At 70.4% G+C, this 17,944-nt stretch carries 19 protein-coding genes, 1 tRNA gene and 1 other RNA gene; 14 read left to right on the top strand and 7 right to left on the bottom strand.

Translation table 11 applies throughout. The annotated features are described in order from the left end of the window. Nucleotides 1-30: 30 nt before the first annotated feature. Both HNQ01_RS11350 and gyrA read right to left on the bottom strand, forming a co-directional pair. Nucleotides 31-615: a DUF2059 domain-containing protein gene (locus HNQ01_RS11350; protein WP_286180720.1), complete on the bottom strand. Its 585-nt coding sequence runs from the start codon at nt 613-615 to the stop codon at nt 31-33. After that, nucleotides 615-3,299 carry a DNA gyrase subunit A gene (gyrA, locus tag HNQ01_RS11345; protein ID WP_173805553.1) on the bottom strand — a complete coding sequence of 895 codons (2,685 nt, stop codon included), beginning with the start codon at nt 3,297-3,299 and terminating at the stop codon, nt 615-617. Before gyrA ends, HNQ01_RS11350 begins: the two co-directional genes overlap by 1 nt. A 263-nt stretch (nt 3,300-3,562) precedes the next feature. Here gyrA and ompA point away from each other — a divergent pair, with 263 nt between their 5' ends. The 4 genes from ompA to ssrA all read left to right on the top strand — a co-directional run bounded on the left by ompA (nt 3,563) and on the right by ssrA (nt 6,084). Further along, nucleotides 3,563-4,234, top strand: a complete 672-nt coding sequence (gene ompA / locus HNQ01_RS11340) for an outer membrane protein OmpA (RefSeq protein WP_173805552.1) — start codon at nt 3,563-3,565, stop codon at nt 4,232-4,234. A gap of 80 nt (nt 4,235-4,314) precedes the next feature. Next, on the top strand, nt 4,315-5,022 hold the full coding sequence (gene ubiG / locus HNQ01_RS11335) for a bifunctional 2-polyprenyl-6-hydroxyphenol methylase/3-demethylubiquinol 3-O-methyltransferase UbiG (protein WP_173805551.1): 708 nt from the start codon (nt 4,315-4,317) through the stop codon (nt 5,020-5,022). A 17-nt stretch (nt 5,023-5,039) separates the two neighbouring features. Next, nucleotides 5,040-5,693 (top strand): HAD family hydrolase, encoded by a 654-nt coding sequence (locus HNQ01_RS11330; RefSeq protein ID WP_353621688.1) that lies wholly within the window; start codon nt 5,040-5,042, stop codon nt 5,691-5,693. A 19-nt stretch (nt 5,694-5,712) separates the two neighbouring features. After that, nucleotides 5,713-6,084, top strand: a transfer-messenger RNA (tmRNA) gene (gene ssrA / locus HNQ01_RS11325). 77 nt (nt 6,085-6,161) lie between these two features. On the opposite strand, the gene HNQ01_RS11320 is transcribed toward ssrA, so the two are convergent. Further along, the gene (locus tag HNQ01_RS11320) at nt 6,162-6,737 is read right to left on the bottom strand and encodes a hypothetical protein (RefSeq protein ID WP_173805549.1); all 576 of its coding nucleotides are present in this window, start codon (nt 6,735-6,737) and stop codon (nt 6,162-6,164) included. Nucleotides 6,738-6,906: 169 nt separating this feature from the next. On the opposite strand from HNQ01_RS11320, the gene HNQ01_RS11315 reads away from it, so the two are divergent. Together HNQ01_RS11315 and HNQ01_RS11310 are read left to right on the top strand one after the other, a co-directional pair. Beyond that, complete coding sequence (locus HNQ01_RS11315) at nt 6,907-8,556, top strand: sensor histidine kinase (RefSeq protein WP_173805548.1); 1,650 nt, start codon at nt 6,907-6,909, stop codon at nt 8,554-8,556. Further along, a complete protein-coding gene (locus HNQ01_RS11310; RefSeq protein ID WP_173805547.1) occupies nt 8,553-9,260 on the top strand; it encodes a response regulator transcription factor in 708 nt (235 codons plus the stop codon). Before HNQ01_RS11315 ends, HNQ01_RS11310 begins: the two co-directional genes overlap by 4 nt. Nucleotides 9,261-9,262: 2 nt before the next feature. Here HNQ01_RS11310 and rpiA read toward each other — a convergent pair whose 3' ends face one another. After that, the gene (rpiA, locus tag HNQ01_RS11305; RefSeq protein ID WP_173805546.1) at nt 9,263-9,925 is read right to left on the bottom strand and encodes a ribose-5-phosphate isomerase RpiA; all 663 of its coding nucleotides are present in this window, start codon (nt 9,923-9,925) and stop codon (nt 9,263-9,265) included. Between the two features lie 57 nt (nt 9,926-9,982). Here rpiA and HNQ01_RS11300 point away from each other — a divergent pair, with 57 nt between their 5' ends. Continuing rightward, nucleotides 9,983-11,023 carry a quinone-dependent dihydroorotate dehydrogenase gene (locus tag HNQ01_RS11300; RefSeq protein ID WP_173805545.1) on the top strand — a complete coding sequence of 347 codons (1,041 nt, stop codon included), beginning with the start codon at nt 9,983-9,985 and terminating at the stop codon, nt 11,021-11,023. A 52-nt stretch (nt 11,024-11,075) separates the two neighbouring features. Further along, nucleotides 11,076-11,408, top strand: coding sequence for a hypothetical protein (locus HNQ01_RS11295; RefSeq protein WP_173805544.1), 333 nt, complete (start codon nt 11,076-11,078; stop codon nt 11,406-11,408). Here the strand turns inward: HNQ01_RS11295 and HNQ01_RS11290 are convergent. Continuing rightward, complete coding sequence (locus HNQ01_RS11290) at nt 11,381-11,878, bottom strand: YbfB/YjiJ family MFS transporter (RefSeq protein WP_173805543.1); 498 nt, start codon at nt 11,876-11,878, stop codon at nt 11,381-11,383. The genes HNQ01_RS11295 and HNQ01_RS11290 overlap by 28 nt on opposite strands. Next, entirely contained in the window at nt 11,875-12,936 is a 1,062-nt protein-coding gene (locus HNQ01_RS11285; RefSeq protein WP_173805542.1) for an NAD(P)H-dependent flavin oxidoreductase, read from the bottom strand. Before HNQ01_RS11285 ends, HNQ01_RS11290 begins: the two co-directional genes overlap by 4 nt. A gap of 81 nt (nt 12,937-13,017) precedes the next feature. On the opposite strand from HNQ01_RS11285, the gene HNQ01_RS11280 reads away from it, so the two are divergent. Then, the gene (locus tag HNQ01_RS11280; RefSeq protein WP_173805541.1) at nt 13,018-13,875 is read left to right on the top strand and encodes a LysR substrate-binding domain-containing protein; all 858 of its coding nucleotides are present in this window, start codon (nt 13,018-13,020) and stop codon (nt 13,873-13,875) included. 72 nt (nt 13,876-13,947) lie between these two features. Here the strand turns inward: HNQ01_RS11280 and HNQ01_RS11275 are convergent. Next, a tRNA-OTHER gene (locus tag HNQ01_RS11275) sits at nt 13,948-14,038 on the bottom strand. 84 nt (nt 14,039-14,122) lie between these two features. Between HNQ01_RS11275 and HNQ01_RS11270 the strand changes: the two genes are divergently transcribed. The 5 genes from HNQ01_RS11270 to HNQ01_RS11250 form a co-directional block, all read left to right on the top strand. Next, nucleotides 14,123-15,292 carry a tyrosine-type recombinase/integrase gene (locus HNQ01_RS11270; protein ID WP_173805540.1) on the top strand — a complete coding sequence of 390 codons (1,170 nt, stop codon included), beginning with the start codon at nt 14,123-14,125 and terminating at the stop codon, nt 15,290-15,292. Next, a complete protein-coding gene (locus HNQ01_RS11265) occupies nt 15,289-15,948 on the top strand; it encodes a hypothetical protein (protein ID WP_173805539.1) in 660 nt (219 codons plus the stop codon). Before HNQ01_RS11270 ends, HNQ01_RS11265 begins: the two co-directional genes overlap by 4 nt. 79 nt (nt 15,949-16,027) lie before the next feature. Further along, a complete protein-coding gene (locus HNQ01_RS11260) occupies nt 16,028-16,219 on the top strand; it encodes a helix-turn-helix domain-containing protein (RefSeq protein WP_173805538.1) in 192 nt (63 codons plus the stop codon). Nucleotides 16,220-16,391: 172 nt separating this feature from the next. Then, nucleotides 16,392-17,411, top strand: a complete 1,020-nt coding sequence (locus tag HNQ01_RS11255; RefSeq protein ID WP_173805537.1) for a DUF7146 domain-containing protein — start codon at nt 16,392-16,394, stop codon at nt 17,409-17,411. Beyond that, nucleotides 17,408-17,944: DUF3987 domain-containing protein (locus HNQ01_RS11250; RefSeq protein ID WP_173805536.1), on the top strand; the 537-nt coding region annotated here is incomplete at its 3' end. The genes HNQ01_RS11255 and HNQ01_RS11250, both read left to right, overlap by 4 nt.

Raw genomic sequence — 17,944 nt, 5'->3', positions numbered from 1 at the left:
CATCGTCGGATCAACAGGTCTTCGGGAGAGTCACTTCTTCGCCGGCGCCGAGGCCGGCTGCGGCACGCCCAGGCGGGTGCTGATGCTGCGGTCGAGCGCCTGCAGCTTGGGCTCGACGGCGGTGCGGGTCTCGGTGACCAGCTTCTCGGACAGCACCTTCTGGATCTCGGGCGTCATCTGCTGGTAGCGGCGCACCACCGGCGACTCCAGCCAGCTGACCAGCTGCTTGAGCTCGTCCTCGCTGAACTTCTCGTCGAGCATCGAGCCCATCACGCCCGGCGCCATCTTCTGCGCGCGGTCGCGCACGACCGGCGTGGCCTCGTCGACGTACTTGCGCACGTCGGCCTGGATGTCCTTGGCGACGGCCTCGCGCTTTTCCGGCGCGATGCGCGTCTGCAGCACCATGCCGGCCTGCTGCATCAGCGCCATGGCCGGCTGCTCGACCAGGCTGCGGGCGATGCCCTCGATGCCGCCCTGCTGCAGCGAGATGACCTTGGCGATCAGCTCCTTCTTGGCTGCGCTCGGCTCGGCGGCCTGCGCCGGCAGCGCCGCCGCCAGCGCCAGCGTCGCGGCAGGAATCAGCGCCAGGCGACGCAGGGTGGACAGGCAAGTCATCAGGCAGTCTCCCCGGCGCTGGCGCCGGTGTCGGTGGGGGAATCGGTGGCGGCCTCGGCGGCCGGATCGACGGTCGGGTCGGCGCCAGGCTCGGCGGACTCGTTGGCGTCGTTCTCGAAGATGCGCTGCAGGCCCGAGAGCCGGGTGCCCTCGTCCAGCGCGATCAGCGTGACGCCCTGGGTCGCGCGGCCCATCTCGCGGATCTCGGACACGCGGGTGCGCACCAGCACGCCGCGGTCGGTGATCAGCATGATCTCGTCCTCGGCGCGCACCAGCGTGGCGGCGACCACCCGGCCGTTGCGCTCGGACTGCTGGATGGCGATCATGCCCTTGGTGCCGCGGCCGTGGCGGGTGTGCTCGGCGATGCTGGTGCGCTTGCCGTAGCCGTTCTCGGTGGCGGTCAGCACGCTCTGCGACTCGTCCTCGGCCACCAGCATCGCGATGACGTTCTGGCCGTCCTCGAGCGACATGCCGCGCACGCCGCGGGCGTTGCGGCCCATCGGGCGCACGTCGCCCTCGTGGAAGCGCACCGCCTTGCCGCCGTCGGAGAACAGCATCACGTCATGCTCGCCGTCGGTCAGCGCCGCGCCGATCAGGTGGTCGCCCTCGTCCAGGTCGACCGCGATGATGCCGGCCTTGCGCGGGTTGCTGAACTCGTCGAGCGCCGTCTTCTTCACCGTGCCCAGCGCGGTCGACATGAAGATGTAGTGGTCGGCGGGGAAGCTGCGGAACTCGCCCGTGAGCGGCAGCACCACGGTGATCTTCTCGCCCGGCTGCAGCGGGAACATGTTGACGATCGGCTTGCCGCGGCTGGCGCGCCCGCCCTGCGGCACCTCCCAGACCTTCAGCCAGTAGACGCGGCCGCGGTCGCTGAAGCACAGCATCCAGTCGTGCGTGTTGGCGATGAAGAGCTGGTCGACCCAGTCGTCTTCCTTGGTCTGCGTGGCCTGCTTGCCGCGGCCACCGCGCTTCTGGGCGCGGTACTCGGCCAGCGGCTGGCTCTTGATGTAGCCGCCGTGGCTGAGCGTCACCACCATGTCGGTCGGGGTGATCAGGTCCTCGGTGCCTAGCTCCTGCACGTTGTGCTCGATGGTGGAGCGGCGCGCGCCCAGCTTCGTCTGGCCGAACTCGGCGCGCAGCACGCCCAGCTCGTCGACGATGATCGCGGTGACCCGCTCGGGCCGCGCCAGGATGTCGAGCAGGTCGGCGATGGTCGCCATGATGTCGCGGTACTCGCCGACGATCTTGTCCTGCTCCAGGCCGGTCAGGCGCTGCAGGCGCATCTGCAGGATCTCGCCGGCCTGGTCGTCGGACAGGCGGTAGAGGCCGTCGTCCTGCAGGCCGTACTGCGCCGGCAGCCCCTCGGGGCGGAAGGCCTCGCGGCCGCCCAGCGCGGCGCTGCCCGCGCGCTCGAGCATCTCGCGCACCAGCGCCGAGTCCCAGCCCTGCTCCATCAGCGCGGCGCGCGCCATCGGTGGCGTGGGCGAGGTCTTGATGATGCGGATGAACTCGTCGATGTTGGCCAGCGCCACCGCCAGGCCCTCGAGCACATGGCCGCGCTCGCGTGCCTTGCGCAGCTCGTACACCGTGCGGCGCGTCACCACCTCGCGGCGGTGCTCCAGGAAGATCTCCAGCAGGAGCTTGAGGTTGCACAAGCGCGGCTGACCGTCGATCAGCGCGACCATGTTCATGCCGAAGCTGTCCTGCAGCTGCGTCTGCTTGTAAAGGTTGTTGAGCACCACCTCCGGGACTTCGCCGCGCTTGAGCTCGATGACCACGCGCATGCCGGACTTGTCCGACTCGTCCTGGATGTGGCTGATGCCCTCGATCTTCTTCTCGTGGACGAGCTCGGCGATGCGCTCGAGCAGCGTCTTCTTGTTCACCTGATAGGGAATCTCGTCGACGATGATCGCCTGGCGCGCGCCGCGGTCGATGTCCTCGAAATGCACCCGCGCGCGCATGACCACGCGCCCGCGACCGGTGCGGTAGCCCTCGCGCACGCCGGCCACGCCGTAGATGATGCCAGCGGTGGGGAAGTCCGGCGCCGGGATGATCTCCATCAGCTCGTCGATGGTGGCGTCGGGCTGGCGCAGCAGATGCAGGCAGGCGTCGACCACCTCGTTGAGGTTGTGCGGCGGGATGTTGGTGGCCATGCCCACCGCGATGCCGGCCGAGCCGTTGACCAGCAGGTTGGGCAGCCGGGTCGGCAGCACCAGCGGCTCGCGCTCGCTGCCGTCGTAGTTCGGGCCGAAGTCGACGGTCTCCTTGTCGATGTCGGCCAGCATCTCGTGCGCGACCTTGCCCAGGCGGATCTCGGTATAGCGCATCGCCGCGGCGTTGTCGCCGTCGATCGAGCCGAAGTTGCCCTGGCCGTCGACCAGCATGTGGCGCAGCGAGAAGTCCTGCGCCATGCGCACGATGGTGTCGTAGACCGCGGTGTCGCCGTGCGGATGGTACTTGCCGATCACGTCGCCGACGATGCGCGCGCTCTTCTTGTAGGGGCGGTTCCAGTCGTTGTTGAGCTCGTGCATCGCGTAGAGCACGCGCCGGTGCACCGGCTTCAGACCGTCGCGTGCATCCGGCAGCGCCCGCCCGACGATCACGCTCATCGCGTAGTCGAGGTACGAGCGGCGCATTTCCTCTTCGAGGCTGACGGGCAGGGTTTCTTTGGCGAATTGAGTCATGCGGTCGGACCGTTGCACAGCGGGGACGCGCTCGTCAGCGCAGGGCTGTACGAGACATCGAGCCCTCCATTCTACGATCCGCGCAATGTCGTCATGGCGCAACATCGCTGTCCGGAGGCGTCTTCCCGTGGCACAAGCCGGCAAAGCGCGTATGGCACAATGAATTTGTCGGTCCCTAGTGCCGCGCTCTCATCGGCAAGCATGGGCCGCCGCTTTTTCTGCATCTTGCAGCCCGATCTGCGGCTTTTCTCGAGAGGAGAACCATGAACAAACTCAACAAGGTTGCACTGCTGTTCGCGTCGGCCGCTCTCGCCGCCTGTGCGACCGGTGGCTCGACCTCCGGCGCCGTCGACAACTGGCGCGCTGCCGACGGCACCGTCATCAAGAACGGCACGAACGAACTGTGCTGGCGTGACGCCTTCTGGACCCCGCAGACCGGCGTCCAGGGCTGCGACGGCGTCCCGGCTCCGGTGGCTCCGGCCCCGGCTCCGGCCCCCGCTCCGGCACCGGCTCCGGCCGTCGTCCCGGTCGCTCCGGCTCCGGCTCCGGCCCCCGCTCCGGTCCCGGTCGCTCCGGTCAGCGAGAAGGTCACCTTCGCCGCCGACGCGTTCTTCGACTTCGACAAGGCTGTCCTGAAGAAGGACGCCGGCGCGAAGCTGGACGACCTGGTCAGCAAGGTCAAGGGCATCAATCTGGAAGTCATCATCGCCGTCGGCCACACCGACAGCCGTGGCTCCGATGCCTACAACCAGAAGCTGTCGCTGCGTCGAGCCGAAGCCGTCAAGAAGTATCTGGTCGGCAAGGGCATCGAGCCGAACCGCATCTACACCGAAGGCAAGGGCGAGAAGCAGCCGGTCGCCGACAACAAGACCAACGAAGGCCGCGCGAAGAACCGTCGCGTGGAAATCGAGGTCGTCGGTACCCGCACCAAGTAAGCAGCACCCTGCTCGCTCAAGGAACCCCGCCCCGGCGGGGTTTTTTGTTGCCCGTCCGATTTCGCTACCATCGCCGGATCATGCAAAACGTCGACCCCAAGGAGCTCGCCAAGTTCAGCGAGCTGGCCCACAAGTGGTGGGACCCGGAGAGCGAGTTCCGTCCGCTCCACCAGATCAATCCGCTGCGGCTCGAGTGGATCGAGCAGTGCGCCGGATCGCTCGACGGCCGCCAGGTCGTCGACGTCGGCTGCGGCGGCGGCATCCTCAGCGAGGCGATGGCCCGGCGCGGCGCGCAGGTGCTGGGGGTCGATCTGGCTGAACGCTCGCTGAAGGTCGCGCAGCTGCACGCGATGGAGGCCGGCCTGCAGAACGTGCAGTACCGCGAGGTCGCCGCCGAGGCGCTGGCCGACGAGATGCCGGGCCGCTTCGATGTCGTGACCTGCATGGAGATGATCGAGCATGTGCCCGATCCGGGCTCGATCGTCGCGGCCTGCGCGAAGCTGGTGCGTCCGGGCGGCTGGGTCTTCCTGTCGACGCTGAACCGCAACCCGAAGTCCTTCCTGTTCGCGATCCTGGGCGCCGAGTACGTCCTGAACCTGCTGCCTCGCGGCACGCACGAGTACGCCAAGTTCATCCGCCCGAGCGAGCTGGCCGGCTGGTGCCGCCACTGCGGCCTGGACCTGCAGCACACCCGGGGCCTGGAGTACAACCCGCTGACGCGCCGCTACTGGCTGAGCGCCGACACCAGCGTCAACTACATGATCGCCTGCCGCAGGGAAACGCAGTGAGCCGGTCTGTCCATGCGGTGTTGTTCGATCTTGACGGCACCCTGATCGATAGTGCACTCGATCTCGGCGGCGCCGGCAACGACCTGCGCGAGCGCCGCGGCCTGCCGCCGCTGCCCCTCGAGACCTTCCGGCCGATGACCGGCACCGGTGCGCGCGGCATGCTGCGCGTGGCGCTGGGCCTGTCGCCCGACGACGCCGATTTCGAGGTGCTGAAGGACGAATACCTGGCGATCTACGCCGCCCGCCTGACCCGGCTGACGCGGGTGTTCGACGCGATGGCACCGGTGCTCGACGCGCTCGACGCCGCCGCCCTGCCCTGGGGCATCGTCACCAACAAGCACAGCCGCTTCGCCGAGCCGGTCGTGGCCGGCACCGGCCTGGCCGGACGCAGCCGGGTGCTGGTCTGCGGCGACACCACCGCACGCGCCAAGCCCTTCCCCGATCCGCTGCTGGAGGCCGCGCGCCGCCTGGCGGTCGCCCCGGCGCACTGCCTCTATGTCGGCGACGACCTGCGCGACATCCAGGCCGGACAGGCCGCTGGCATGGGCACGGTCGCCGCCGCCTGGGGCTATCTGGGCGACGGCGAGCCGATCGAGGCCTGGGGCGCCGACCACCTCGCGCACACGCCGGCCGGGCTGCTCGAGCTGCTGCAGCTCGACACCCGCGGATGATGCTAAGATGACGGGTTCAGGGGCCGACCTGGTTTCGACGTGGGTGCGGAATCGGAGCAGGGCATGCCGAGCACCAGTTCGCTCGTAAATCCACTGGAAACAAAGTAACTGCGAACGACGAACGTTTCGCCCTCGCCGCTTAACACCGGTGAGCCTCTCAACGGTTGGCCGATGGGCCGGGCCTGAGATCGCAAGGTCAAGGGCTGAGAGGTCATTCACATTGGCTGGGTCTGAGCCGGGTCACACGGTTCAGGTCGAGATCTCGTGACTGGCGTGTCCAAGAGGGTGTTCCTGCCCGCCTGGCGCGCGAGACTCAAATCAGAGAACTACGCATGTAGAACTGCCTGAGGATGGCTTGCGGACGGGGGTTCAATTCCCCCCGGCTCCACCAGCTGCGACGACAAGGGCCCGGACGACCTCCGGGCCCTTTGTCCTTTGGTGCCAGAGCCAAGCTCAGTTCAACCCGGCTCAGTTCGCCGCGACGTATTCCAGCGACGAGTGGTGCACGACGATGCGCAGCCGGCCGGCGTCGTCCTTGACGAACTGCCAGGTCTTGTCGACCGCCGTGACCTTGCCGTCCTTGCCGGTGAAGCGGACCTTGCCCATGGTGGTGGCGCTGTCGCCGGCGATGAAGACCGCCGCATTGACCGGCTCGCAGGCGGTCCAGCCCTTCAGCGCGAAGCCGCTGTCCTTCGGATAGGTCGCGTCGCCGCCGACGAAATAGGACAGCGCGCCGTCGCGGGTGGTGCGGAAGGTCTGCGGATTGACCGTCAGCGTCGGCTTGAACAGCACCACGCCCATCTGGTAGCCGTAGGCGGCATCGATCACCTTCTCGGCCAGCGCCCGTGCCGCGGGCTGGCCGCCGCTGGCATGCGCCGCGCCGATGTCGAGCAGCGCCTGGCACCAGGCCTTCTGCGCCGACAGCACCTCGGACTCGGTGATGGCATGGTTGACGACGACGGTCTGGGCGCGGGCGGCCAGCGGCGCGTGGCCCAGCGTCAGGGCGGCCAGGGTGGCGATCAGGGCGGGGATGCGGCTCTTCATGGTCGGAAACTCCGTGTCTCGCGGGATTCGTTGCGGGGTGTCGGCACAGGTCCGATTGGAGCGACGCGCCTTGAACCTGCGGTGATCGGCGCATGAGGCGGCACTGACAGCCAGATGAACGCCGGATGAACCGGGGCACGCGCCGCGGCGGCACGGAGACAATCGGGCCATGTTCCGTCGCCGCCTCACCCTGGTCCTGGCCCTGTTCGCGCTGGTGATGGCGCTGGCCGCGCTGCTGGCCGCCGCCTCGCTGGCGGTCACCGAGCGCCAGGTGCTGCGCGGACGGGTGGCCAGCGACATCGCCACCGGCTTCATCCAGCTCTCGGCGCAGAAGCAGCGCCTGCGCACCTGGGTCGCCCAGACGCAGCAGGGCGCGCACGCCGACAGCGGCGCGCGCGCCGAGCTGCTCGCGGCGATGCAGGGCACGCTGCAGCGCCTGAAGGGCCTGACCCAGCAGGCGATCGAGCTCGACGGCCGCGCCGAGGCCCGCGAGGAGAACCTGCGCCGCCGCGAGACGCTGGCGGTGCTCGAGCAGAGCGTCAGCGCGCTGGCCCGCGCGGCCGACCAGGCCCGCGCGCTGCCGCCCGGCTCCGACGCCGCACAGGCCTGGACCGAGCTGTCGAGGGTCTTCGACATGCCCCAGGGCCACGACGTGCGCAAGCTCATCGCCGAGAACATCGCCCGCGAGACCGCCGCGGTGCAGCGCGAGCGCGCGGCCGCCGACGCGACGCTGACGGGGGTGCGCTGGCTCTGGCTCGGTGCGGCCGCGGTGCTGTCGGCCAGCGCGATGGCGGCGGCGCTGCATTTCGGCCGGGCGCTGCACCGCCCCCTGCGGCAGCTCAGCGAAGGCGCGCAGGCGCTGCAGGCCGGGCAGCTAGGCCACCGCATCGCGCTGGACGGACAGGACGAGTTCGCCGAGGTCGCGCACAGCGTCAACGCGCTGGCCGCCGAGCTCGAGCGCCACCGCGAGCGCGAATCGGCGCAGCGCCAGCGGCTCGAGGAGCAGGTCAATGCACGCACCCGCGAGCTGGCCGACGCGCTGGCCTCGCTGCGCCAGGCCGACGCGCAGCGTCGCCGCCTCTTCGCCGACATCAGCCACGAGCTGCGCACGCCCACGACCGTGATCCGCGGCGAGGCCGAGATCACGCTGCGCGGCATCGACAAGCCGGCGGCCGAATACAAGGAGACGCTGTCGCGCATCGTCGTCACCGCGCGCCAGCTCGGCGCGGTCATCGACGACCTGCTGGCGATGGCGCGCAGCGACATCGACTCGCTGTCGCTGGTGCGCGAGCCGGTCGACATGGACGAGCTGGCCGCCGAGGCGCTGGCGCAGGCCGGCGTGCTCGCGGCCCGCCAGGGCGTGCGGCTCGGCGAGTCGCCCCGGCGCACCGGCCGCCATGTGGTCGCGGGCGATCCGCTGCGGCTGCGCCAGCTGCTGGGCGTGCTGCTGGACAACGCGACGCGCTACTCGCGCGCCGGCGACCAGGTCGACATCACCGTCGAGGCAGTGCAGGATCTGACGCAGGGCCCGGACGGCCAGGACGAGCCGGCCGACCTGCGCGTGACGGTCGGCGACCAGGGCATCGGCATTCCGGCGCACGAGCTGCCGCTGGTGTTCGATCGCCATTTCCGCGGCGCGCAGGCGCGCCGCCACAGCCCGGACGGCAGCGGTCTGGGCCTGTCGATCGCACGCTCGCTGGCGCGGGCGCACGGCGGCCAGCTTCAGCTGCACAGCAGCGAGCGCGGCACCCGGGCGGTGCTGACGCTGCCGCGGATCCGGGCACAGGACCTGCTCGCCCCCGAACCCCTGACGACATGAACATCCTGATCATCGAGGACGATCCGCGCATCGCCGACTTCCTGGGCCGCGGCCTGCGCGCCGAGGGCCACCGGGTCGAGCTGGCCAGCACCGGGCCTCAGGGCCTGGAGGCCGCCCGCCAGGCCGCGCGCGAGGTGGCCGCCGGCGGCGCGCCGGTGGTGCTGATCCTGGACCTGATGCTGCCGGGCATCGGCGGGCTGGAGATCTGCCAGACGCTGCGCGCGGAAGGCGCGGCGCTGCCGATCCTGATGCTGTCGGCGCTCGGCTCGGTCGAGGACCGGGTCGCCGGGCTGCGGCTCGGCGCCGACGACTACCTGGCCAAGCCCTTCGACTTCGAGGAGCTGCTGGCGCGGCTGGAATCGCTGGCGCGGCGCGGCCGCGACTGGACGCCGGCTACGCCGAGCCGGCTGGTGGTGGCCGACCTGGTGTTCGACCGCGAGCGCATGCAGGCCAGCCGCGCCGGCCGGCCGCTGGCGCTGACCGCGCGCGAGCTCGCGCTGCTGGAGCTGATGATGAGCGCGCCGGGGCGGCTGTTCAGCCGCGAGCGCATCCTCGCCAATGTCTGGGGCGCCAGCGAGGATCCGCTGACGAATGTCGTCGACGTCTACATCCGCCGGCTGCGCGCCAAGATCGACGAGGGCTGCACGCCGGCGCTGATCCACACGGTGCGCGGCCTGGGCTACCGGCTGGAGGCGCCGGGCTGAGGTCAGAAGGTCAGCGTGCGCACGCCGTCCGACGTGCCCAGCAGGCAGACGCTGGCCTTGTTGCGGGCGAAGATGCCCACCGTGACCACGCCCGGCCACTGGCTGATGTCGGCCTCCATCGCGGCCGGGTCGGTGATCTTCAGGCCGCGCACGTCCAGGATGTGGCAGCCGTTGTCGGTGACGCAGCCGGCGCGCAGCGTCGCCTCGCCGCCGTACTGCGCCTTCAGGCGGCGCGCCACCTGGACCGCCGCCATCGGGATCACCTCGACCGGCAGCGGGAAGCGGCCCATCACCTCCACCAGCTTGCTCTCGTCGGCGATGCAGACGAAGCGCTCGGCCAGGTCGGCGACGATCTTCTCGCGCGTCAGCGCCGCGCCGCCGCCCTTGATCATGTTGCCGCGGGGATCGACCTCGTCGGCGCCGTCGATGTAGACCGGCAGCGACTCGACCTCGCAGGCCTCCAGCACCGGGATGCCCAGCGCCTTCAGGCGCTCGGTCGACGCCACCGAGCTCGACACCGCACCGCGGATCTGGTCCTTGATGGTGGCCAGCGCGTCGATGAACTTGTTGACGGTCGAGCCGGTGCCGACACCGACGATGGCGCCCGCGGGCACGTACTGCACGGCCGCCTGGCCGACGAGGGTCTTGAGTTCGTCCTGGGTCATGGGAGGAATCTTCGGGGAAGTTCGGGGAGGGGTTGTGATCGGGGACAATTCACGATTATGGCCCTCGTCCCCTACGCCCTCACCCGCCCCTTCCTCTTCGGCCTCGACCCGGAGGCCGCGCACGAGCTGACGCTCGACGCGATCGCGCGCTTCCAGAACACGCCCCTGCAATGCCTGTGGTCGCACGCGCGCGTCAGCGACCCGGTCACCGTGGCCGGCCTGAAGTTCCCCAACCGCATCGGCCTGGCCGCCGGTCTGGACAAGAACGGCCGCTGCATCGACGGCCTGGGCGCGATGGGCTTCGGCTTCATCGAGGTCGGCACCGTGACCCCGAAGGGCCAGCCCGGCAACCCCAAGCCGCGCATGTTCCGCCTGCCCGAGGCCGACGCGCTGATCAACCGCCTCGGCTTCAACAACGAGGGCCTCGACAGCTTCCTGGCCAACGTCAAGCGTGCGACCAGCTTCCGCCGTACCGGCGGCATCCTCGGCCTGAACATCGGCAAGAACGCGGCCACGCCGATCGAGAACGCGGTCGACGACTACCTGATCGCGCTCGACGGCGTCTATCCGCACGCCGACTACGTGACGGTCAACATCTCCAGCCCGAACACCAAGAACCTGCGCGCGCTGCAGAGCGACGAGGCGCTCGACGCGCTGCTGTCGCGGCTGCAGGCGCGCAAGCAGCAGCTCGCGCGCCAGCACGGCCGCAACGCGCCGATGTTCGTGAAGATCGCGCCCGACCTGGACGAGGCGCAGGTCAAGGTCATCGCCGCGACGCTGAAGCACAACGGCATCGACGGCGTGATCGCCACCAACACCACCATCGGCCGCGACGCGGTCAAGGGCCTGAAGCATGCCGAGGAGACCGGCGGCCTGTCGGGCCGGCCGGTGTTCGAGGCCAGCAACCGGGTGATCGCGCAGCTGCGCGCCGAGCTGGGCGCGGGCTATCCGATCATCGGCGTCGGCGGCGTGCTGAGCGGCGCCGACGCACAGGCCAAGCTGCGCGCCGGCGCCGACCTGGTGCAGGTCTACACCGGCCTCATCTACCGCGGCCCGGCGCTGGCGGGCGAATGCGCCCGGGCGATGCGCGCGCGCTGAGCACACCCGTCTTTTCACGGAACCGGAACGCGCCGCCGCGCTCCAAGCCCGCATGAACCAACCTTCCGATCCCCTCGGCCGCCTGATCCGCTTCGTCGTGCGCTTCGTCTTCGTCGCGGCGGGCGCGGTGTTCTTCATGAGCCTGCTGCTGGCCGGCGTCATCGCCGCGGTGGCATTCACGCTGTGGAGCCTGCTGCGCGGACGCCGGCCGGTGGCGGTCGACATCTTCCGCTTCCAGCAGGCCGCACGCGAACGCGCCCGCACCGGCGGCTTCGGCGCGCGCTGGAACGGCGGCGGCATGGCCGCCGAGGCCGGGGACGTCGTCGAGGTGCAGGCGCGCGAGGTGGTGCGCGCCGATCAGCGGCTCGGCGGCAGCCGGGGCTGACGCCCGCGCTGGCGCAGGACGACCAGCAGCGCCAGCCCCACCGCCATGACGACCGCCGCGCCCAGCAGCCCGCCAGTGTAGCTGCCGCCGCTGCGCGCGGCCAGCCATCCGGTCACGGCCGGCCCGATGATCTGCGCGACGCCGTAGGTCAGCGTCATGCGGCCCATCATCCGGGCCGGCCTGTTCGGATGGAAGCGCCCGGCCATCGTCAGCACCAGGCTGACCAGCCCGATGAAGGTCGCGCCGAACAGCACCGCGCCGGACAGGTAGCCGGCGTAGTTGACCGCCGCCAACCCGCCCGCCTCGGCCACGCCGAGCCCGGCCTCGCGCTGCATCAGCGGCATCAGCGGCGTGTAGGCGAAGCGCGCCACGCCCATCGTCAGCATCAGGCTGCACAGCCCGGCGACCAGCACGCGCAGCCGCGCCGCATCGGCAGCCGGCGACATGCGGTCCGTCGGCGCCGTGCTCATGCGTCGAACCCGGCCGCCAGCGCCTGCACGATCTCGGCGGCCGGAGCGGCGCGGCAGCCGGTGCGGTTCGTGCCCGACCACAGCGGCGTGAAGTCGTCGCGGCCGAGCGACTCGGCGCGGGCACGCAGCGGCGCCAGCGCGTTCGACGCCAGCGGAAACGGCGGCGCCACGTCGGCGACGGGCCCCAGGTCGCGCATCAGCCGGTTCGGCAGGCCGCGCGCCAGCCCGCCGGAGAACAGGTTCGTCAGCGCGGTCGGCTCGGCCGGATCGCGCAGCAGGCGGGCGCGGTGCAGCGCGCCGGTGCTCGCCTCGTCGCAGCACAGGAAGGCCGTGCCGACCTGCACCGCCGCCGCGCCGAGCGCCATCGCCGCGCGCACGCCGGCCGCGTCGGCGATGCCACCGGCGGCGATCACCGGGATGTCCAGCGCCGCGACGAGCTGCGGCAGCAGCGCCAGCGTGCCGCTCTGCCGCGCCGGATCGGTGTCGAGGAAATGGCCGCGGTGGCCGCCGGCCTCCAGTCCCTGCGCGATCACCGCGTCGGCGCCATGGGCCTGCAGCCACTGCGCCTCGCGCAGCGTCGTCGCCGACGACAGCACGCGCGCACCGAGCCGCTTGACCCGCGCCAGCAGATCCGGCGCCGGCAGCCCGAAGTGGAAGCTCACCAGCGCGGGCCGGAAGGCCTCCAGCACCTCGGCCGCCGGCGGGCCGAAGGGCTGGCGGCTCGGCGCCGCGACCGCCGCGGCCGGATCGAGGCCCAGCTCGGCGTGATACGGCGCCAGCGCGGCCCGCCAGCGCGGCTCGGCCGCTGCCGCGGCCTCCGCCGTCGGCGGCACATGGGCGAAGAAGTTGACGAGATAGGGCCGGCCGGCGTCCTGCAGCACCTGCAGCTCGCGCGCCAGCGTCGCCGCATCGAGCATCGCCGCCGGCAGCGCCCCCATCGCGCCGGCCTCGCCGACCGCCCGCGCCAGCCGTGCGCCCTGCGCGCCAGCCATCGGCGCCTGGATCAGCGGCCAGCGCGTGCCGAGAAAGGAGTTCATCGAACGGTCCAAGGTGTCCATGGTCATCACGTTACGGCCGTTCTACCATCTGTACCAATGATTTGTTGCGATCATAGATATCTGTACAGGAGATGACATCGCATGGACCCGCTCGCCCTGAACACCTTCGTCGCGGTGGCGCGCCGCGGCTCGGTCAGCGCCGCCGCGGAGGATCTGCACACCGTGCAGTCCAACGTCACCGCGCGCATCAAGCAGCTGGAGGCCGATCTGGGTGTCGCGCTGTTCGTTCGTCACAGCCGCGGCGTGCGGCCGACGCCGGCCGGCGAGCGGCTGCTCGGCTATGCGCAGCGCTTCCAGGCGCTGGAGGAAGAGGCGCGCGCGGCGCTGCGCGATGACGGCGCGCTGCACGGCCCGCTGCGCCTGGGCACGATGGAGACGACCGCCGCGGTGCGCCTGCCGCCGCTGCTGCGGCGCTTCCACGACGCCCATCCCCAGGTGCAGCTGGAGGTGCGCACCGGCACCAGCGCCGAGCTGCTGCTGCAGGTGCAGCGCCACCAGCTCGACGCCGCCTTCGTCGCCGGACCGCTCGACCACCCGGAGCTGGACGCCCGCCCGGCGTTCAGCGAGGAGCTGGTGCTGGTGCAGGCGGCAGACAGCCCCGGCATCGACGCACTGCTGGCGCGCGGCCGGCTCACCGTGATCGTCTTCCGCGCCGGCTGCACCTACCGGCAGCGGCTGGAGGCGGCGTTCGCGACGCGCGGCTGGGGCCCGCTGCAGCGGCTGGAGTTCGGCACGCTCGACGGCATGCTCGGCTGCGTCGCCGCGGGCGTCGGCATCACCGGACTGCCGCGCAGCGTGGTCGAGGCGCACCGTGGCGCCACCGACCTGCGCCTCGAGCCGTTCGAACCCGCCAGCCTGACGGTCGACACGCTGCTGGTGCGCCGCCGCGACACCCTGCGCAGCGCCGCTCTGTCGGCCTTCGAGCAGCTGCTGGACTGACGAGCTGCGAGACTGCACGCTCTTGGCCAACAGGAAAAAGCCCCGTAAATCAACGACTTACGGGGCTTGTTCTGGTGGGCGGTGCAGGGTTCGAACCTGCGACCCCTGCCGTGTGAAGGCAGGATCTGTAGTCATCCATGCACAAACATAGACCAACTCTCCCTCTGTAGCCAGTATCCAGCATCCTTCTGAGTTCATCCTTGTGCTCCAATGTTTTTCAGACTCCTTTCACACGGATCTGAAGAGCATGGCGAAGATCGAACTTCACAAAGTCGCCGGACGAGATCGCCTCTCGCCCCGTCGCGACCCCTACTTTCAGCGCCTGGAGACCGGCAAGGCCCTCGGCTTCAGGAAGATGACCAGCACCAGCCCTGGCAGTTGGATTGCCCGGTACCGCGAGCAGGACACCGGCCGCCAGATCCACGAGCCGCTAGGGACGTTCGAGAACCTGCCGCCGTCCGAGCGATTCGACGCCGCGCGCCGCGCCGCCCTGGCCTGGATGACGCATCTGGAGCGAGGCGGCCGGCTCGACGTGGTGACGGTCGCCGACGCCTGCCGCGTCTACGCCGAGCACATCGCCAGCACCAAGGGGGACAAGCAGGCCGATGACCTGCGCGCCCGATACCGCCGATGGATCGACGCTGACCCACTCGGGCCGGTGGAGCTGCTGAAGCTCAAGCGCGAGCATGTCCGCGCCTGGAGAGCCCGCCTGCACGCCGCGCCGATCACCAGCAAGGCGGGAGACACCCGACCGCGCAGCGACAGCGCCGTGAACCGAGACATGACCGCCGTTCGAGCCGCGCTGAATCACGCTCTGGCCGAAGGCGCTGTTGCATCGTCGTTCGCCTGGGACGAGCCACTGAAGGCCACGGCCGGCGCAGATGGCCGCCGCACGGTCTACCTGACACCGCAGCAGCGCCGCGACCTGATCGCCAACGCCAGCGACGAGATCCGCCCGCTACTGCGCGGCCTGGCGATCCTGCCGCTTCGTCCTGGCGCCCTCGCCTCGCTGACCGTCGCCGACTTCGACCGCCAACAGGGGACGCTGCGTATCCGCGCGGACAAGGCCGGAGCCGGCCGGATCATCAAGCTTCCTGCCGGCGCTGCTGCACTGCTGGCCGACTGCAGCCGCGACAAGCTGCCGGGCGCGCCGCTGTTCGCGCGGGCAGACGGCGAGGCATGGAACAAGGACGCATGGAAAGGCCCGGTCAAGGCCGCCGTGATCGCTGCAGGTCTGCCGGCCGATGCCGTCGCCTACTCGCTGCGGCACTCGACGATCACAGACCTGGTGGTGTCCGGGCTGGACATGGCGACCGTCGCCGCGCTGGCCGGCACATCGGTGCCGATGATCGCCAAGCACTACGCCCACTTGCAGAACGACCGCGCAGCCGATGCGCTTGCGGGGCTGGCACTGTGAGCGATCGGCCGAAAACCGCTACCCGTGGCACTGCCAAAACCGACAAAACCCGCCGCGTCACGGTCGGAAGGCGCTTCACCAAGGTGCGGGCGATTGAGCACCCGGTCGATGGCTATGGGCTCATGGTGGAGCCGGACCGCGCCATGTACGCCACCCGCGAAGAGATGCGCGCCCGCTCGATTCGCATCCTCGAAGCAGCCGGCATCCCGGTGTCCGAGTTGCTGGAGAGATCCCCGTACGGGTCGCTTGTGCGCGACTACGTATGGAATTCACTGGACCACCCCTCTGACTCTGAGCTTGGCTTGGCCGCTCGCATCGTGGAGCTGTGCAACCACCTGGACGGGTACGAAGAACTAGGGTACCCGGCCAGCCAGATCATCAGCACGGCCCTGCATCTTGGACGCCTGGATGCACTGGCGAAGGTGTACCGCATCACGGACGAAACGACCGCGCCAGCGCTGCGCAAGGGTGGCGAGGCCCGCCGAAAGTACACGGACGAGGACCGCGAGCGCTGGGCGGCAAGATGGCACGAGCTGCGGGCCGTGAACGGCCGAATGTCGTTCTCCGCCGCCGCTGCACGCATCGTCGCCGACTTCGGGTACGGCCGGGGCGCAGAACGGACGATCCGCGAGCACCTGGCGACGCTGCAAAAGTAGTTGGCGGATTGGATTCGGTCTGCCAACAAAGCGCCCTAGGCTTCGCCCAGAAGTTACCCAATGACAAGGAGCCGCACCGATGAACACCCAATCTCAACCCGCCGACACCCTGCTGACCATCCCCGAAGCCTGCGCCGCCCTGCGCGTTTCGCGTGGCTTCATCTACACGCTGCAGAAGCGTGGCGCCCTCGAACTGGTGAAGTTCGGCCGCGCCGCCCGCATCCGCCGTTCGTCGATCGAGCGCCTGATTCAGTCCGGCGCTGCACAGTGATCGACGCCAAAGAGAAAGGCCCGGCAACCGCTCGCAACGGTTCCGGGCCAGTGTTCAACGCAGATCGAGAACAGGACGTGATCTTCCCATGACCCGCCACCACACGCAACGCCGCGCCGCCCTGGCGCAACAGGCAGCAGCCGGCCCCGTCCGGTAACACCCAAGGAGCCCCATGAACAACCGTCCCAAGAGGTCGGTCTGGCCGCTGCATTGCCCGAAACAGACCGCCGCCAGCCTTCACGACACCCTGCGCGCCACGTTCGGCGCTGCGCCCGAGCGCGACATCACGCCCGGCGAGTTCATCCGCTTCGGTGGCCGGAATCGGCCGCTGTGGGTCCGGCTGTTCACCGATGGCCGCGCCGCCGTCTTCGGCGACTGGCGCACGGGCGAACATCAGACCTGGAGCGAGTTGGGCCGCCCGATGGACCCGGCAGAGCGCGCCGCCGCTCGGGCCTGGGCAGAGCAGCAGCGCCGCCAACGAGAAGCCGAGCAGCGCGCCGCCTGGGCGAAGAACGCTGCCGACATCGCCTTGCAGTGGTCACGCGCCCGGCCGCTGGTGCCCGGCGATCCGGTCACGCTCTACCTGAAGAACCGCCTGGGCGTGGCGCTGTGGCCACTGCCGGCCGCGCTGCGGTACGTGCCGGCGCTGCCGTACTTCAACGAGGACGGCAAGGAGGTCGGCCGCTTCCCGGCGATGCTGGCCGCGATCACCAGCCCGGCCGGCGAGCTGCTGGCGCTGCACCGGACCTACCTCAGCCGAGACGGTCGGAAGGCCGATGTGCCCGGCCCGGTCAAGAAGCTGTCGCGCACCTGCGGCCCGTTGGGTGGCGCTGGCATCGCGCTGTGGAGCGAGCCGGACGACCGGGGCGTGATCGGCGTGGCCGAAGGCATCGAAACGGCGATGGCTGCCCACTACGGTGGCCGGATGCCGGTCTGCGCCGCGTACAGCGCCGGCAACCTGGCTGCCTGGCAGTGGCCGGCAGGAGCCCGCCGCCTGGTCATCTGGAGCGACCACGACGAGGCCGGCGCCGAAGCCGCCGCCAAGCTCAGAGCCCGAGCGCAGCGCGCCGGCCTGGCCGTCCTCACCAAGACCCCGCAGCAGCCTGGAATGGACTGGTGCGATGTGGTCCAGCAGCGCAACACAGCAGCCAAGACGGCCGCCACCGAACACCACAAGGAGGGCGCCCGATGAGCCGCGCCGAAGAACTGATGACCGACATGAGCACCGCCGCCGATGAGCTGATCGATGGATCGGCACCGCTGCCGCTGCCGCCCGACTTGCTGCCGGTGGAGCCCCTGCCGCTGGCTGCGCTGCCCGATGCGCTGCGCCCCTGGGTGGCCGACGTGTCGGAGCGGATGCAATGCCCCCCGGACTTCGTGGGCGTGCCGATGCTGGTGGGGGCTGCCGCGCTGGTGGCGCGCCGGCTGGCGATCCGCCCGCAGGAGCGGACCGAGTGGCAGGAGTCGCCGAACCTGTGGGCGCTGGTGGTCGGCCGGCCGGGGATGATGAAGAGCCCGGCGATGTCTGCCGCGCTGGCCCCGCTCGAACGCCTTGAGGTCCGGAGCGCCGAGCAGTTCGACGCCGACGCCAAAGGGCACGCCGACGCGCTGCGGCTGCACAAGATGCGCGCCGACGCCGCCGACAAGCTGGCCCGGCAGAAGCTGGCGAAAGACCCACACGCCGAGATCGGCAACGCCTTTGACGGTCTGGAGGAACCGCCCGCG

The organism is Sphaerotilus uruguayifluvii, from assembly GCF_013294065.1.
GTDB lineage: Bacteria > Pseudomonadota > Gammaproteobacteria > Burkholderiales > Burkholderiaceae_C > Sphaerotilus > Sphaerotilus uruguayifluvii.
Note: the sequence above shows the minus strand (reverse complement) of the source record. Positions and strands in the feature narration are given on the sequence as shown.

Bases quoted from the DNA above. Each gene is read 5' to 3' on its own strand.
- HNQ01_RS11285 (WP_173805542.1), bottom strand. From the start codon at position 12,936: ATGGACACCTTGGACCGTTCGATGAACTCCTTTCTCGGCACGCGCTGG.
- HNQ01_RS11280 (WP_173805541.1), top strand. From the start codon at position 13,018: ATGGACCCGCTCGCCCTGAACACCTTCGTCGCGGTGGCGCGCCGCGGC.
- HNQ01_RS11320 (WP_173805549.1), bottom strand. From the start codon at position 6,737: ATGAAGAGCCGCATCCCCGCCCTGATCGCCACCCTGGCCGCCCTGACG.
- rpiA (WP_173805546.1), bottom strand. From the start codon at position 9,925: ATGACCCAGGACGAACTCAAGACCCTCGTCGGCCAGGCGGCCGTGCAG.
- HNQ01_RS11310 (WP_173805547.1), top strand. From the start codon at position 8,553: ATGAACATCCTGATCATCGAGGACGATCCGCGCATCGCCGACTTCCTG.
- HNQ01_RS11315 (WP_173805548.1), top strand. From the start codon at position 6,907: ATGTTCCGTCGCCGCCTCACCCTGGTCCTGGCCCTGTTCGCGCTGGTG.
- HNQ01_RS11270 (WP_173805540.1), top strand. From the start codon at position 14,123: ATGGCGAAGATCGAACTTCACAAAGTCGCCGGACGAGATCGCCTCTCG.
- HNQ01_RS11290 (WP_173805543.1), bottom strand. From the start codon at position 11,878: ATGAGCACGGCGCCGACGGACCGCATGTCGCCGGCTGCCGATGCGGCG.
- HNQ01_RS11255 (WP_173805537.1), top strand. From the start codon at position 16,392: ATGAACAACCGTCCCAAGAGGTCGGTCTGGCCGCTGCATTGCCCGAAA.
- HNQ01_RS11350 (WP_286180720.1), bottom strand. From the start codon at position 615: ATGACTTGCCTGTCCACCCTGCGTCGCCTGGCGCTGATTCCTGCCGCG.
- HNQ01_RS11295 (WP_173805544.1), top strand. From the start codon at position 11,076: ATGAACCAACCTTCCGATCCCCTCGGCCGCCTGATCCGCTTCGTCGTG.
- HNQ01_RS11300 (WP_173805545.1), top strand. From the start codon at position 9,983: ATGGCCCTCGTCCCCTACGCCCTCACCCGCCCCTTCCTCTTCGGCCTC.
- ompA (WP_173805552.1), top strand. From the start codon at position 3,563: ATGAACAAACTCAACAAGGTTGCACTGCTGTTCGCGTCGGCCGCTCTC.
- gyrA (WP_173805553.1), bottom strand. From the start codon at position 3,299: ATGACTCAATTCGCCAAAGAAACCCTGCCCGTCAGCCTCGAAGAGGAA.
- HNQ01_RS11260 (WP_173805538.1), top strand. From the start codon at position 16,028: ATGAACACCCAATCTCAACCCGCCGACACCCTGCTGACCATCCCCGAA.
- ubiG (WP_173805551.1), top strand. From the start codon at position 4,315: ATGCAAAACGTCGACCCCAAGGAGCTCGCCAAGTTCAGCGAGCTGGCC.